General features: G+C 57.5%; 11 protein-coding genes and 2 pseudogenes. 9 read left to right on the top strand and 4 right to left on the bottom strand.

Annotated features, from left to right (window positions below):
- The first annotated feature begins 109 nt into the window (after positions 1-109).
- The 4 genes from A9K68_RS28685 to A9K68_RS28670 all read left to right on the top strand — a co-directional run bounded on the left by A9K68_RS28685 (position 110) and on the right by A9K68_RS28670 (position 4,983).
- On the top strand, positions 110-385 hold the full coding sequence (locus A9K68_RS28685; RefSeq protein WP_141246641.1) for a hypothetical protein: 276 nt from the start codon (positions 110-112) through the stop codon (positions 383-385).
- Positions 386-1,121: 736 nt separating this feature from the next.
- A complete protein-coding gene (locus tag A9K68_RS28680) occupies positions 1,122-2,417 on the top strand; it encodes an acetyl-CoA carboxylase biotin carboxylase subunit family protein (protein WP_065009149.1) in 1,296 nt (431 codons plus the stop codon).
- 875 nt (positions 2,418-3,292) lie between these two features.
- Entirely contained in the window at positions 3,293-4,351 is a 1,059-nt protein-coding gene (locus tag A9K68_RS28675) for a Xaa-Pro peptidase family protein (protein ID WP_348640698.1), read from the top strand.
- Positions 4,352-4,389: 38 nt separating this feature from the next.
- A complete protein-coding gene (locus A9K68_RS28670; RefSeq protein ID WP_245430173.1) occupies positions 4,390-4,983 on the top strand; it encodes a hypothetical protein in 594 nt (197 codons plus the stop codon).
- A gap of 135 nt (positions 4,984-5,118) precedes the next feature.
- Here the strand turns inward: A9K68_RS28670 and A9K68_RS28665 are convergent, their stop codons facing one another.
- From A9K68_RS28665 to A9K68_RS28655, 3 genes and pseudogenes are all read right to left on the bottom strand, one after another.
- A complete protein-coding gene (locus A9K68_RS28665; RefSeq protein ID WP_065009151.1) occupies positions 5,119-5,673 on the bottom strand; it encodes a GNAT family N-acetyltransferase in 555 nt (184 codons plus the stop codon).
- A 355-nt stretch (positions 5,674-6,028) separates the two neighbouring features.
- Positions 6,029-6,356, bottom strand: a pseudogene (locus A9K68_RS32050) (transposase); the annotation flags it as partial.
- Positions 6,357-6,459: 103 nt separating this feature from the next.
- Positions 6,460-7,113, bottom strand: a complete 654-nt coding sequence (locus A9K68_RS28655; RefSeq protein WP_065009153.1) for an IS110 family transposase — start codon at positions 7,111-7,113, stop codon at positions 6,460-6,462.
- Between the two features lie 486 nt (positions 7,114-7,599).
- On the opposite strand from A9K68_RS28655, the gene A9K68_RS28650 reads away from it, so the two are divergent.
- The 3 genes from A9K68_RS28650 (at position 7,600) to A9K68_RS28640 (ending at position 11,742) form a co-directional block, all read left to right on the top strand.
- On the top strand, positions 7,600-8,700 hold the full coding sequence (locus A9K68_RS28650) for an ABC transporter substrate-binding protein (RefSeq protein WP_065009186.1): 1,101 nt from the start codon (positions 7,600-7,602) through the stop codon (positions 8,698-8,700).
- A gap of 192 nt (positions 8,701-8,892) precedes the next feature.
- Positions 8,893-9,942 (top strand): ABC transporter ATP-binding protein, encoded by a 1,050-nt coding sequence (locus tag A9K68_RS28645; protein WP_245430175.1) that lies wholly within the window; start codon positions 8,893-8,895, stop codon positions 9,940-9,942.
- 21 nt (positions 9,943-9,963) lie between these two features.
- Positions 9,964-11,742 (top strand): ABC transporter permease subunit, encoded by a 1,779-nt coding sequence (locus A9K68_RS28640; protein WP_065009155.1) that lies wholly within the window; start codon positions 9,964-9,966, stop codon positions 11,740-11,742.
- A 96-nt stretch (positions 11,743-11,838) separates the two neighbouring features.
- On the opposite strand, the pseudogene A9K68_RS28635 reads toward A9K68_RS28640, so the two are convergent.
- A pseudogene (locus A9K68_RS28635) lies at positions 11,839-12,455 on the bottom strand (integrase core domain-containing protein); the annotation flags it as partial.
- A gap of 554 nt (positions 12,456-13,009) precedes the next feature.
- Between A9K68_RS28635 and A9K68_RS28630 the strand changes: the two are divergent.
- Positions 13,010-14,170, top strand: a complete 1,161-nt coding sequence (locus tag A9K68_RS28630; RefSeq protein WP_065009156.1) for a Xaa-Pro peptidase family protein — start codon at positions 13,010-13,012, stop codon at positions 14,168-14,170.
- Positions 14,171-14,295: 125 nt separating this feature from the next.
- Positions 14,296-15,000, top strand: a complete 705-nt coding sequence (locus A9K68_RS28625; protein ID WP_163603085.1) for a hypothetical protein — start codon at positions 14,296-14,298, stop codon at positions 14,998-15,000.
- Positions 15,001-15,119 lie beyond the last annotated feature (119 nt).

Here is a 15,119-nt window from a genome sequence, read left to right as displayed (position 1 = left end):
TGGCCAGGGCCACTGTCAGGCGTCGCCGGATGGTCGGGATCGAGGTTGGGATGTGCCGTTCGGGCCGGATCGGAGGATCCGCGGGGCCGATAACCGTCGGGAAGGCCAGATGCTTGGCGGCCTTTGGCGGGAGCTGGAGCTGAGATGCTATGGGGCAAGCGGCGAGGATGTGGCATCCTTCGGCGCTGTAAAAACCACCATCAGAAGGAGAGCGTCCATGTCGCATTTGTTTGACGCGAGCCGGTCCCTTACCGCTTTTGAACAGGATAACACTATCGTCGCCGTCATCGAAATGAGCAAGGCGAAATGGCTGATTGCCGCGCTTGTTCCGGGTGCAAGCGCCAGCCGCGGAAGAAGGTTTATGCCGACACGCCGTCATTGTTGAAGCTGCTGCTGCGCTGGGGCGACCAAGCCGGCCAAGCCGGGCAGACTATCAAGCGGATCGCCGTCGCTTATGGGGCGGCCGCGCGGCTTTTGGCTGGCGCGCTGGCTGCGGGCGCGCAACATCGAGGCCCCTGCCATCCACCCTGCCAGCGTTGCGGTGACGCGTGAGCACGGACGTGCCAAAGGCAGGATAGGCTCGAAACGGAGCTTGGATGCGGTGTGGGCTGGCTGCGCGGCGAGAAGCGCCATTGCAGTATGGCGGCAATTCCGCGGGATCAAGACTGCGCGCCGTTCTGTATGTTCTTTGCGACCACCGAGACCGGACGGATCCAAACGTGCGATAGCATTAGAGTCGAGCTCGGTACGGCGGCGTCTGGAATTTTGTCAGGTCAGGCCGGTGGCTGAGCGCAAAGCGGATACCTTCGGCAAGGATGGTCTTCTCGTCAGATAGCGCAGGCTGAGATTGTAGCCAACTGCCGACGCTTGCAAAAGCAGTACCGCGGACTCAATTGGCGATTAGAATATCGCACCGAGGGATATTCGTTGAGTCGCTCCCTAACACGCTGCCGCTGCCTGATAATCAGCGTTGCAACACACCCTTCAAATAACTTTACAGAATCTTCGCGAGCGCGGATCGCTGACAGTGCTATGCACGCTACGTCTGAGGCCAGACGCAAATCAAACCGACGCCTGTTTAGGCTCAGGCCGCTGCACTGCCCACATGGAGGTCGACCCCAATGGCAACAAGAGCGCTCATCCTGGTTGAAGGCCACAGGACTATTGGTCTGCCAAACATGAAAGCAGCCCAGCGTCTTGGGCTGCATCCAATTACCCTGGCGGCCGATCCAGCTCAGTACGACTATCTTGCGGCGGAAAGCCTTGAGGCTATCCGTGTCGACACAGAAGATCTCGATGCGCTGATCCGCGAATGTACCCGGCTACGTGCGACCTATGACATTGCTGGCATTACTGGCTTTTCGGGCCTCGACGAGTCGATCTATGCGACAGTTGGCAAGCTCTGCCGGCATTTCGATCTGCCAGGACCTAACCCGGCATCCATTGAACAATGCTGCGACAAGTTCACTCAACGTCAACTCCTCGCGGCGGCCGGCATTCCAATGCCTGCTTATCGCCTGGCATCGGATGCCACGGAGGTAGAAAGCGCTGCTGCGGAGATCGGCCTACCGGTGATTGTTAAGCCAGCCGTTGGCAGCGGCAGCTGCGGTGTCCGATTGTGCCGCAACGCCGACGAGTTGGCCGAACATACAGCCTATCTGCTGGCTGGGGAGACTACATTGGGGTCTTCGCCGAGGATCCTTGTCGAAGAATTCGCACAGGGTCCCTTCTATTACGCCGACATAATGGGAAATGAGGTCATTGGGATTGCCGCGGCTGACTCCGGCCCTTTACCGCATTTCGTATTTCGTGAAATGACCTTTCCGGCCCCTCTGAGCGATGACGAATATAAGCGTATCGCCGATGTTTCGCTGAGCTGTTTGCAAGTTCTCGGCCTTGGCTGGGGGCCGACAGCCATCGAATTCCGGTGGACGGAGCGTGGGCCAGTAGTCATTGAGGTGAATCCGCGACTTGCGGGTGGGATCGGTCCTCGAGTAGTTCAACTGGCTTACGGGGTCGATCTCATTGCCGAGCACCTCAAGCTCGTGATCGGCGAGGAGTGGGATTTGCGCAGAAGGCATTCGCAGACTGTGGCCGCGCGATTCCTTGTTCCTGAGGGCGACGGCATCCTAGATTGGATCGAGGGCGCCAGCCAGGCGGTTGCGATACCAGGTGTCGCTGAGGTCAAATTGTATGTTGAACCCAAGACGCCGATCCTCAGGAAAGCCGACTATCGAGACCGCATGGGACATATCATCGCCGCTTCACCCAGCCCTGGTCAAACTGCGGCGATTCTTCAGCGCGCCGTCGACTTAATGAGTTGGTCGATCACACCCTTTTTAACGCTTGGCGACCAGGAACAATCTGCAGCCCTCCACCTCCCCGCTCCAACGCAGATGGCACCAAATAAGAGGTGATCGTCGTAGATGATTGGTGCATGAGAACACAAGAGGGAGGTACGTCAACAATGGTGCTTATCTCGTCACTCTAGGCACCTCTATGTTATTGAAGACGGTGAGGCGAATTGCTTGTTCGAGAGCAATCATTTTCTGCCTGACCTTCGTATTCAGTCCGCTCTTGGCCGCGTACCGCAATTTCAGCTAACGTCGATTCCAACGTAGAAAGCCCGACATCCATTGGTTTTAGGCTAGAATCAAGAAAATGTTTTGACCTCACTAAGCAACGGCATCATGAACCGCAACGCAACTGAGAGCGCTATCTCCCCGCCGAAGGGAGCCAATATTTGTCGGCAGCGCGACAGCGAGCCACCGCGCACCGAGACCAGGGATGATTGCAACGCAAAGGTTCTGGAAACATGAACTGGACTCGTTTGGCCAATACCGCCTGTTGCCGGTCGAGGAGTAGATATCCATGACCGGGTCGCGTTTCCGCTGGCGGAATTATCGCTATCGCGGCCGCGCCGCAGAATGCTCTGTTCGCGTGATTTTCAACATTCACTTTCTCTGACTGTGTTTGGAGTCCTAGTTGGCAAAGCACTTCACCGCGGACCAAAATGTACGGCGGCGAGCAGGGCTAAATTGTCCGTCGCGCTGATGCCATTGACCACCGGGACGGTTGAATGAACCAAAAATCACGGAACGTTACACGGTTTCGAACGTCGATCCGGTGGGCATTGTTGCGCGACCAACCACACTGGCAATCATTGAGGTGAGATATGGCGAATATACGCTCTGCGATTCCTCTGACGGGTGTCCCATTCCCGAGATCAGAGTACGAGCGCCGGCAGCATAAAGTGCTGGAGGCGGTAACTAGAGCCAGGTTAGATGCACTTGTGGTCACTGCCAATGGCCATCTTCGGTATCTCAGCGGATATGATGGAAGTGGCGCATACTTCGCGCCGTTTCCTTTAATATTGCGGCCTGGCCGGTCACCGATATATGTCGTTCGAGAATACGACGAGGAGGTAGTTCGTTCGTATAGTTGCATTGATGAGATAATTACTTATACGCACCAGCAGGATTTTGGCAAGGTTTGTGCTGACGTCCTTCGCCAGCATGGACTGCACAGCAAGTGGGTCGGATTTGAGCTTGGCTGCTGGGGCTTCGCACCGGCCGATGTCAATGCACTTCAGGCGCAGCTTCCCGATTTGAAGATCTCTGATGCCACTCGGCTGGTTTCCTCGGTAGCGGCGGTGAAAGGCGAGCTAGAGCTCGAGTGCATGCGCGACGCTATGCGCATGACCGACCTGGCTGTGCGAACCTTCCAGGGCTCGCTACGCGAAGGTGTTACCGAACTGGAGATGGCTGCGGCCATCGCGGCGGCGATCAAGGCAGAGGCTAGCAACGCTGGTGACGAATTTGGGCCGGCTCCCGCTACCATTTTGTTTGGGGAGCGGACGAAGTTACCGCACGCCGCTCCGACGCAGCATCCCATTAGAAATAATGAACCTGCTTTTTTGGAAATCGGCGGATCGAAGCACGGGTACACCGCAGGGTTGGTCCGGTGCGCCGTACTTGGCCGCCATCCGGAGACCGAATCTCTGCACACCTTGGCCGAGGAAGTCATTGAGGCCCTCGTTGCCGCGATTAAGCCGGGTACCAGCGCGGGGCAGATGGACGCTGCTGGCCGGGAGGTGCTGAAGCGATCTGGACGCCAGGGAGTCTTTCGCCAACGTACCGGATATCAAACGGGCATTAATTGGGCTGAACGCGGTGACCTGAGTTTGGAGCCATGTGCAGAAGAGATCCTAACAGTGGGCATGACCTTGCACATGCCAAATATATTGTGCAGCGAAAACGGTTACTTATTTGGGGTCGGGGCCCACGTCTTGGTGACAGAGCATGGTGCTGAACTGCTGAGCCACACCCCTCCAACGCTCCATCACGCATGACGCTTGGCAACCCGCATCAAAGGCGAAGGATGGATTATATGGACGGCCGCGGTGCCGGCTGGTACGGCATCAGCCTGAGCTATTTTGCCCACGCGGGAGCCCGGCGCAAGGCTCCAAGGCGGATCCCGTTGGGGAAGTTTGGCCTCACCCTCGAACCGACCAAGACCAAGCTGGTCGAGTTTGGTCGGTTCGCACAACGACACGCGGGCAAACGCAGCAGAAACCGTCCGGAGACCTATTTCCTGGGCATGACGCTGTACTGCACGCGGAACCTGAAGGGTAACTTCAAGGTTGGCATGCGCACGGAGAAGTCTCGGCTTCAAAGGAGCGTGTCGTCGTTGCAGGAGTTGATGCGACAAATACGGCATCACGCGATCAGTGATCAGGTCAGAGCGATAAACGCTGCCCTGCGTCGCCACTATGCCTACTATGGTGTTGCCGGAAATATCCGGTCGCTGACAAAGGTGTATCGGGTCACTGGGCGTTACTGGCGCAAGATGCTGTGCAGTCGCAGCCGTGACGGCGGTCGCCTTGACTGGGACGCCTTCCACCAGATCAAAGAACGGACCCCGCTACTGCATCCGAAACTGCGGCTCCCATACCGGGGGCTGCGGGCGCTTGCGGTGCTGTGAAGCAACTGCCGAAAAGCGTGGTGCGGTAGCTCCGCACGCCACGTTCTGTGGGAACCGGGGGTGGGCGACCGCCTCCAGTGATCCGGTCGAAAGACGAATGGCTGAGCTACTCGCCACAACCATAGATTGCAACCATTACAATGTCGGATTCCGCTTCCTGTAGACCACATTTGGTCGCAACCAATGGCCCTCGGGGCCTTGGGCCTTGGGGTTCTCGTAACCGCCTCCGGGATCATAGATCATGCCGATCTTCTGCATGACCCTTCGGCTAGGCGCGTTAGCCTTGGCTGTGATGGCTACGACCTCTGGTAGATTGATTGACCAGGCGTAGTCGAGCCACGCGCGCGCACCTTCGGGCGCTAGCCCTTTGCCCCAATGCTCATTTGCGAGAAGCCAGCCGATTTCGACGATCCGATGATTGGGATTTGCCGCCTGCACCGCCTCTGAGAGGACGCCGAGTCCAATCATACCGATAAGCTCGCCGCTGCCCTTCAGCTCTGCCGCCTGAAAATGAAACCCGTCCGTCCGGACAAGCTCGATCGCACGGTCAATCTTGACGTTAGCTTCCTCGACAGTGAGCACTTTGGAATGAAAACGCATGACGTGCGCACTGCCGTAAATTCGCGCCATCGGGCTCCGGTCTTTGTGCTCCCAGGGACGCAATATGAGACGTTCGGTTGTCAGTCTCATCGGTCAGCTTTCCGATGTCGGCAAAGCGCATGCCCCTTCTTGACCGCTTTGGGGAAATGCATCTACGTGACCAAATAAGACTGGTCGGACTCGGCAGGCGTTCATAGTCTCAGCTCCGGAGCCTTTTGCTGGATGTTGTCACTCGTGCACGTGTGCACAAAGCTGCAGTTCGCAGGGTTGGGGCTCAGGGCGCCGTCCTCGATCGGCATCGCCGAAACTCTATCGCGTCAATGCGGCACGTAGTGTGAATTTGAGTTATGTGCAGTTTATCTTTTGTCATGGAATGCCCATCCTTTGAGGGCATTGGCGTAAGCGCATTGCCGATCCCCAATGCGTCTTGGCTTGACACTTTCGGGAAGTTCCAGGGCATGAGCTGCTCGGTTCGGCTTTGAGGATGGCCATCGATGATCCGCCTGCAGCGATTGGGCAATGTAGGCGACCGGATTGACGTCGCCCAGTTTGCAGGTCGCCACGATGGAGGCCAGCAGCGCCCAATTTTCGGCCCCAACCTCATGCGCCGCAAACAGCGCATTTTTTCTCGTCAGGGCCACCGGCCTGATGGCGTTTTCGACCGGGTTGGTGTCCAGCTCCAGGCGACCGTCCTCCAGGAACCTGGTCAGGCTCTCCCGGTAAGCGAGCGCGTAGCAACGGATATCAGTGGCCAGTTGGGAACCGGAAGAGATCATCGACAGCTGCTTCTCGAACCAACTGTTCGGCAAAGGCGCCGCTGCGCCCGCCGCATATCTGAACAGCACGATCGGCGGACTGACGCCGCCATGACCCCGGTCATCCGAGGCGATCGCCCAGAAGTAGCCCTTTTTGGTTTGTCCTCGCCCGGGATCGAGCACCGTCCATGAAGGCATCGACGTAGTCCTGAAATGCGATCTGCTGAGCGGGATGTTCGAAGCCCAATGTCGAAAGCCATCGCCGGTAAGCCATTCGCCAGGCCGTCCCACGCTCGTGCTTATGCCCGTGACGCAGCAGAAATCCCTGAAGATGTTGACGCGCTCGCGTCACCACCTGGCGCACGACGCTGCGCAGCCGGATCAAGACGCGCATGGCTTCGTGATCCGTATCGGGCGCCCAGACGAGGGTCAACTCTCCGGCCCGATTGAGGCGGACGAGCATGGTGGCGTCGCGACGGTTTGTCTTCACCCGATCGCCAGGCTTCCGCGGAATCAGCGATGGCGCCGCCACGTCGCACCGATGGCCCAGGCTGGTGAGTTGGCGATAGACGCCATAACCGCACGGGCCGGCCTCATAGCAAAACGCCAGCGGCTTGCTGGGACGCTCCAGACGATCGCTTAGCTTTTTGATGGCATCAGGGTCATTGGCAATCTCGCCGAGATATTCCACCAACCCGCCACGTCCGCTCTCTGCCACCGCGATCGAAATCCGCTCCTTGTGAATATCCAAACCGACAGATCTGATATGTTCCATATGGCCAGTCTCCTATGCATGAGGCTCGGCGCCGGCCAGCCGGCTTAAACTCGTACCGTTGCATATCGGATCACGGGCCACCTTCAGGCCCAGCAATCATAGGGACTAGGGTACCATCTCTCTTGCAGATGACAGACATATTCAAACTATATTTGACCGAAGCCGTCGCGCGTTTGATGCTCTGTTGCATGATCGCTGAACGCGGCAGTTCGTGAGTGCCCGGGCTTGTGGGCGACCATAGATGGGAATGGGAGGACTTTCGGCTACATGCGCGAGGCACGGCCGGGCGCTTACATGCTCCGTAGCCAACAGTTTGACTGCCGCACTGCACAACCCAGGATCCAGTGTTGGAGCCGTCGCTTAATAGCATCGGCTATTGGATAAGTCTAATCGATCGGCGCTGCTTGTTTAACGCAACGTCGTAGGCGCAATTTCGAAAGAAGCGATTCCTGTCCAGTGGTGGGAACAATGAGGGAGAACAAGCAAATGACGTTAGCCATGAACCGCAGAAGTTTTATACAAGCGGCGTCCGCTGTGGCCCTAGGTGCGGTGTCTTCTGAAATCCCGCGCGCTGTTGCGCAGTCCGCGGGCGAGCTGAAGGTTGCGCTGAATGGTGGTGAATACGGAAAGGCGTGTATTGAAGCCTTTGTAAAACCTTTCGAAGCCGAGACCGGCATCAAAGTGACGCCGATCACCGACGAAGTTCCCGAGGCCCAGCTTCAGCTGATGGTGTCGACCAACAGTGTTTCGGTCGATGTGGTTCCAGTGCAACCATTCACGGATGTTCGCGCTCCAGAGACAGGTTTCCTCGAAAAGATTGATTACTCAATCTACAAGAAGGACAATCTAGATGCCATGCTGGACTTCACTAGAACGCCGTATAGTGTGGGTTCAATTGTCTTCGCGAAATGCATGGTCTACGATACCGAAAAATTCCCGGCTGATAAGCCGCGCCCATCCAATTGGGGAGATTTTTGGGATGTCGAAAAGTTTCCTGGAGTTCGCACCTTGGCGTCCGGTGCGGAGGGTGGTGGTCCGTGGGTTCCGGCTCTATTGGCGGATGGTGTGCCTGCTGACGCCATCTTTCCTTTGGATATCGACCGAGTTTTCGCCAGTCTGGACAAGATCAAGCCGCATGTACGCAAGTGGTGGATGACCGGATCTGAAATTCAGCAGATGATGCACGACAGAGCGGTTGATTTGGCGGAGTCCTACGACGGCCGGGCGGCTCTACTAATCGACCAAGGTGCGCCGCTAGAGATCAATCGAAGCCAGTCAGTGCTGTCGTGGGAAAGCTGGGGGATTCCGAAGGGCTGCCCGAATTTGCAAAACGCACAGAAATTCATCGAGTTCATCACCCGGGCTGATAGGCAGGCTGCGTTTGCACAGCTTATTCCTTATGGTCCAACGAACGGAAATGCGTTCAAGCTGATACCGGATGATCTCGGGCGAAAGCTCGCCAGCCACCCTGAATATCTAGCATCCAGCATAGTATCGGATGCCAAATGGTACGCTGAGGTGGGGGCAGACGGTAAATCAAACATAGAGCGGCTTATCCAGCGTTGGAACGAGTGGATTCTTCAATAATCATCCACGAAGACTGTTGTAAAGGCGGCGACGATCCAGTTGGTTGGCCGACCGACCAAATGGATGAAGCCACATTGTGGGCACCCGCGCGACTAGGAAGCAGCGCGTCTGGCGCCTCAGTTCGATCGTATTGGAGGATTTGTAACTTTGCATGTCGAAGGCGCCACTCTGGTAATCACCGAGGATCAAGCATTGGAGAAAGTTGCGGTCCCTGCGCAGCTAGAATTCTGCAGTGTCACCAAGATGTACGGTTCGATCGCTGCGGTGAAAGATCTATCACTTCGAGTTCGTCGCGGCGAGTTCTTGACCATACTCGGACCAAGCGGGTCGGGGAAGACCACAGCACTGATGCTGCTCGCGGGGTTTGTAGCGCCCAGTAAGGGGGACATCCGCATTGCTGGAAAGTCGGTTGCCTCAGTCCCGTCTTACCGGCGTGACCAAGGCATCGTCTTTCAGAGCTATGCGCTATTTCCACACCTCACGGTGCGCGCCAACCTGGAATTTCCACTCGAAATGCGCGGTATGAAGGCTGCCGAGAGAACAAACCACGTCGTTCGCATGCTTAAGCGAGTGCACCTGGAGGATTTTGGCGACCGCATGCCGTCGCAATTGAGCGGCGGCCAGCAGCAGCGGGTGGCGCTTGCTCGAGCGCTGATCGCCGACCCACCGTTCCTGCTACTCGATGAGCCGCTGGGCGCTCTTGATCGCAACCTTCGCGAGCAGATGCAAGGCGAGCTCAAAAGCCTCCATCGGGAGTTTGGCAAAACCACCGTATGTGTCACGCACGATCAGGAGGAGGCGCTTACGCTGTCGGATCGCATCGTCGTCATGCGCGGCGGGCAGATTGAGCAGACCGACACACCGGAGTCGCTGTACGACCGGCCCGCTACGCGGTTCGTGGCGTACTTTCTGGGGGAAGCCAATATTCTTGAATGCCCTGAGTTCAAGGTCGAACACAATGGCACGCCGCGCTCCGGCACTCTCGCGATGCTCCGGCCGGAGCGTATCTGCGTCGCCGCCCGTACTGCCCCGAGGCGCGCCGATGCGGACCAAAGACAGTCCATCATCGGTACCGTCGAAGATATGATCTATGCCGGCGCGTTGCGGAAATACCACGTGCGCGTCGGCAGCATCATGCTCATTACGCGCGAGCACGTAGCTTCGGGACAGCAGATTTTTCAGCCTGGGGATGAGGTACGCCTCGACTGGCTTCGGTCCGACGTTCGCTTCGTCACTGCATGAGGCGCCGAGAGGGGAAAGCGGATGGATACACTTAAGAACTTGGGCCGAATGCCCATCTTGCTCACTGTGCCGGCCATCGCAGTTCTGCTGGCTGTCTTCGGCATGCCGATAATCCTGCTGTTCCTGACTAGCCTCGATGCGCCAGGTTTCTCGCTCGCCAATTATCACGCGTTTTTCGGCCAGCCGGCGAATGTCCGCGTGCTTTACCAGACGATCGAGATTAGTGCAGTTGCTACGGGAATTTGCCTCCTCATCGGCTATCCCACGGCCTATCTGATCGTGGCCGCTCCGAAGCGCGTGCGCATGGCGCTCATCGTGCTCGTCATCGTCCCCTATCTGACCAGTGGGTTAGTGCGGACCTATGCATGGATTGTGATTCTTGGTGATCGCGGCCTAATCAACAACCTGTTGCTCGACCTCGGGCTTATCTCTAGTCCGCTGCTGCTAATCTACAACCGAAAGGCCGTCTACATCGGTATGGTACACATCATGCTTCCCATGATGATCCTGCCTCTAGTCAGTGTCATGATGAGTATCGACAAGTCCTTGATGGCCGCGGCGCCCAGCATGGGCGCGCGGCCATTCACCGCATTTTGGCGCGTTTTTTTTCCGCTCAGCATGCCGGGCGTGCGCAGCGGATCCCTATTGGTCTTCGTGATCTGCCTTGGCTTCTACATCACGCCGGCCGCACTCGGCGGTTTGGGAGACGCCATGCTTTCGACCTTCATTGCGTCGCAGGTCCAGACCTTCTTTGACATGGGGCGCGTCGCCGCCGCGGCCTTTATTCTGCTGGCGATAGCCTTTGGCGTGCTTTCCATAATTGGTCTTGATCTTTCCGGTACGCAGAGCCGCACTGCGCAACCCGCGAGGAGATCCTGGCCAAGTCGGCTACTGTCATTTGGCCCACTGAAGCGCTACCTGGGCGAACTTCTTACTCTCCGTCGGGCAAAGCGCTGGACGGCACAGCTATACCGGGGAGGCGGCCACGTTCGCTGGTCGGAGATCATCGGCACGGTGTTTCTAGTGCTCGTCATGTTCTACTTGCTCTTTCCTGAGCTTCTCGTTCTAATCATGTCATTCAGCCCGGGGAAGCTTTTGCAATTTCCGCCTTCGGGGCTCTCGCTGCAGTGGTACCGCGCGTTCTTCAGCGACCCGTTCTGGTACAACGCCGCTTCGACAACGCTACAGATCGGTATAGTCGTTGCCGCCGTTTCGACTGTCGTGGGCACACTTGCGGCCTACGGCCTCAACCGAACGCTGCCGTGGCTGCGCAGTTCACTAACCATGGCGATTCTGACGCCGATCACCTTTCCCGCCATCGTAGTCGCTATCGCGACCTATCTCGGGTTGGTCAAATTCGGGCTACTTGGCTCGATGTCTGGCATCGTCCTGGCGCATAGCATAGTTGCCATTGGCTACGTCGTCGTGATCGTCTCCGCTACGCTGGCAAATTTCGACCCACGGCTGGAGCAGGCGGCGATGAGCATGCGCGCAGGGCCGATACGGACTTTTATGCGTGTGACCCTGCCCTTGATCCGACCGGGCATAATCGGCGGCGCCGTGTTCGCGTTCCTCGCCTCCTTCGATGAAGTCGTTATTACATCGCTGATAGCTGGGCTCTCGATCCGCACGCTGCCTCTGAAGATGTATGAGGATATCCGCCATCAGATCGACCCGACTATTGCCGCGGTGGCGTCTTTGCTAATGCTTGTACCCGTGATCTGCCTTGTCGTACTCTACTTCATGGGTTGGCGGTCGGCCCCCAAGGCTCTGCGTACACTGTCGGATCCCTCGGTTTGAGAACAGGCTGCAGGTCGACGCTACGGCGGCTATCCCAAGTTTGCCGAGAAGCGCGACGGAGTGGCTCCCGTTTGACCGGACAGGCAGCGGGTTGCATTAAGTACCAACGGCCTTAGCCCTGAACTCGCGTGGCGAGAGGAAGCGCAAGCCGGCGCGCGGGTGGATTTCATTGTAGTCGTCGAACCATTTCGGCAACAAGGCCATCACAGTTTCGGCGTCGGGCAGAATGACGTTTCGGGCGTAGTCCCGTTTCAGCGTTTTCACGAATGCCTCGGAGATGCCGTTGCTTTGCGGGAGCGGACGGGAGTGAAGGCGAGCCTGAGGCCGAGTGCCGGTGCGGTGGTCGCCGTTTTCCGGGCGATGTAGGCACTGCATTACTGCATTGTCGGACAGCCATTGGACAGGATGCGGCGTCTTGATGCCACCAAAGCGCCGCTCGCCGGCTTCAATCATGAGATAACGCACCATCTGGCCCGAGACGTCGCCATGGGCGAGGGCCGACCAGGCGATGCTATCCCGGTCGCAGGCATCGATGACTAACAGCACGCGCACGATATCCCCGTTGCGGTATTTCAGTTCGAGATGGTCCGAACACCAGCGGATGTTGGAGCCCAACGTGATGACACGACACGTCATGGGTTCGGGCCGGGCGGTAGGGCGGCATGGCGCGCAGCACGAGGCCATTTGGTCTCCATGATGCGCAGCACCCACTTGCGATAGCTCACTAGGTGCGAGGCCCGAACTTACGGCCGCCGGGTGTAACGTCGGGTGGGCTAACATCCGCTTCCACTTCGGCCGCGTTTCTTCGAGGAAGCCGCGCATCTGATCATCTGATCGCTGACCCGCCTCGATCCACGCGAAATAGGCGTCAATATGATGAGTCTCCGGCTGCCCTCGCATGTGAGCAGCCGGGACCTTCGTGTCCGCTGTTCATGGCGTGGACTCCTTTCGGCATTGGCTTCGCCGGGGCCATCTGGATCGTCGCCCAGCAACTTTCGCTCCGTGATTTCGGCCGACTCTCGGTTCGAATCCATCAAGAGCGTGGGCGGTGGATTGGACTCTTTCGCTCCATCGCGCGCCGAGATGACGGCGATATAGAAACTGCATTTGACGTAAGCCACTGCTGGAGGGATTGTCTGACCGAAAGGCCTGATTTGCCTTATTGCTGCGGTCTGAGTTGCTTGATCAGCGTCGGCTGCCCCGTGTTGCGCAAAATCAACTTGATGCTTTGATGGGCCGCACATCCTAGAGGTCATGGAGACAGTCGATGAATACGAAGCGGGCGACAATCCCTTGTACCGGCACATTGTTTGATCGATCCGAGTATGAGAAGCGGCAGCGGCGGGTGCTCGAAGCTGTGGAACGAGCAGGCCTGGATGCGGTGCTTGTTACCGCACAGAGCCATCTCCGCTATTTGACAGGAGACTCCGGTGCAAGTACCTATTTTGCGCCTCATCCGTTAATACTCTCTCCTGGGCGCGAACCGACTTTTGTCGTACGCAAGTTTGACGAGGAGAGCATCAGGGCTTTCAGTTGCATTGATGATATCATCCCCTACACGCAAGCTTACGAGCTTCCCACCGTCTGCAGTGATGTTCTGCGACGTCTAAATCTCCATAATAAGCGGGTCGGTATGGAGCTCGCGCGCTCGTCTCTCGCGCCTGCCGATGTCAACGCGCTTCAACAAGAGCTTCCGGGCCTTAAGATTGTTGATGCCAGTAAGCTCGTTACGTTCGTCGCAGCCGTAAAGAGCGAGGTGGAGATCGAGGCTTTGCGGGAGGCCGCGATCGTCACGGATCTTGCGATCAATACGTTTTATGAATTGATTCGCGAGGGTGTCACGGAAACTGAAATGGCTGCCGCAATTCGAAAAAAAGTAAATGCTGCCGGCAATGAATTGGCATCCCCTCTGAACGTACCGTTCGGGGAACGGCTGCGATTGCCGCATGCTCGGCCGGCAAACTATCCCATCCGAATGAATGAGGCGGCATTCATAGAACTTAGCGGAGTTTCTAGGGACTATTGCGCGCCTCTATGCCGGTCCGCCGTTCTGGGGCGTCATCCCGGGCTCGAATCCCTGCACAAGATCGCAGAAGAGGCAATCGAAGCGGCTGTCGAAGCCATCAAGCCGGGCGTGACGACCGGGGCCGTGAGTGCGGCAATACGCAAGGTGGTGGCGCAGAGTGCTCGTCCGGAAGCGCTTCGCAGCCGAACTGGGTATCAGATCGGCGTCTATTGGAGCGACCGCGGTGACCTTAGCATCGAACCAGAGGCCGATGATGTGATAGAGCCCAATATGAGCTTCCATATTCCGATCATTCTCTTTGATGAAGACGGTTATCAGATCGGCTGCAGCGAGAGCGTGTTGGCGACAGACAATGGAGCCGAGATACTGAGCAGGACTCCGCACACTGTGTATCGAGCCTGAGCATTTCCTGAACAGTCTACTCTAAAAATTCACCGTAGTCGAATAGTGAATGAATCCCGAAGCTCTAGTTTCGGCGGAGGCGTCTTCTATGAACTACGTGACGATCTTTTTAGGAGCGTGTTCTGATGGCTCAACGCCGCAATGCCCTTGGTATCCTTCAACTTGATGAAGGTCTATTGGCCGAGAAATCGTTGGGAGTTCCGCAGCCCGGCTCCCTCTGGAATCCGACGAACTTCGGCCGCCCAGTCATCACGGAAATCGTGGAGGGGGGCTGGCCAGAAATCGTCATTCGTGGTGACCCTTCCGTCGAAGGGCCCTGCGTCGCAGCCGCTCGACGGTTGGTTAAACGAGGCGCAGGGGTGATTTCTTCTGACTGCGGGTTTTTCATCCGGCATCAGGCGGCGGTTGCCGCCGCCGTTAAAATACCCGTAGCGATGTCCAGTCTGCTCTTCGTTCCTACGTTGCTGCGGCAGTTGGCGCCTGCTCATAAGCTTGCGATCGTGACGGCCGATTCGCGACATTGCAGTGCGGATTTGCTTGGCGTCAGCGATCCGACAGATAGAGCGAGAGTGGTCATTGGCGGTCTAGAAGGCGGCGAATTTCTACGCAATGCTTTGGCGCGTCCACCAATCCGGACCGACAGCGATCAGCTCGAGAGCGAGGTCGACGCTTGTGTGACGCAACTTCGCATGGAGCATCCAGAAATCGGAATGCTCCTGTTCGAATGCACGGGATTCCCTGTAGTCACGGACGCACTCCGCCGTCGTACAGCGCTACCCATCTATGACATTACGGACCTTTGTCGGCTTATGCTGGCATCCGTTGTCTAATCCCGGGACCCATCGGTGGCATGGCCTGGATGAGGCTTTTGGCCGGAATGTATCTTGGAGGCCCATCGCGCGGCCAGATGACGACAATATAGAAACGGCATTTGACGCAAGCCGTCGTC

It is taken from the genome of Mesorhizobium sp. AA22, assembly GCF_001672375.2.
GTDB lineage: Bacteria > Pseudomonadota > Alphaproteobacteria > Rhizobiales > Rhizobiaceae > Mesorhizobium > Mesorhizobium wenxiniae.
This window is presented reverse-complemented; position numbering and strand designations above follow the sequence as displayed.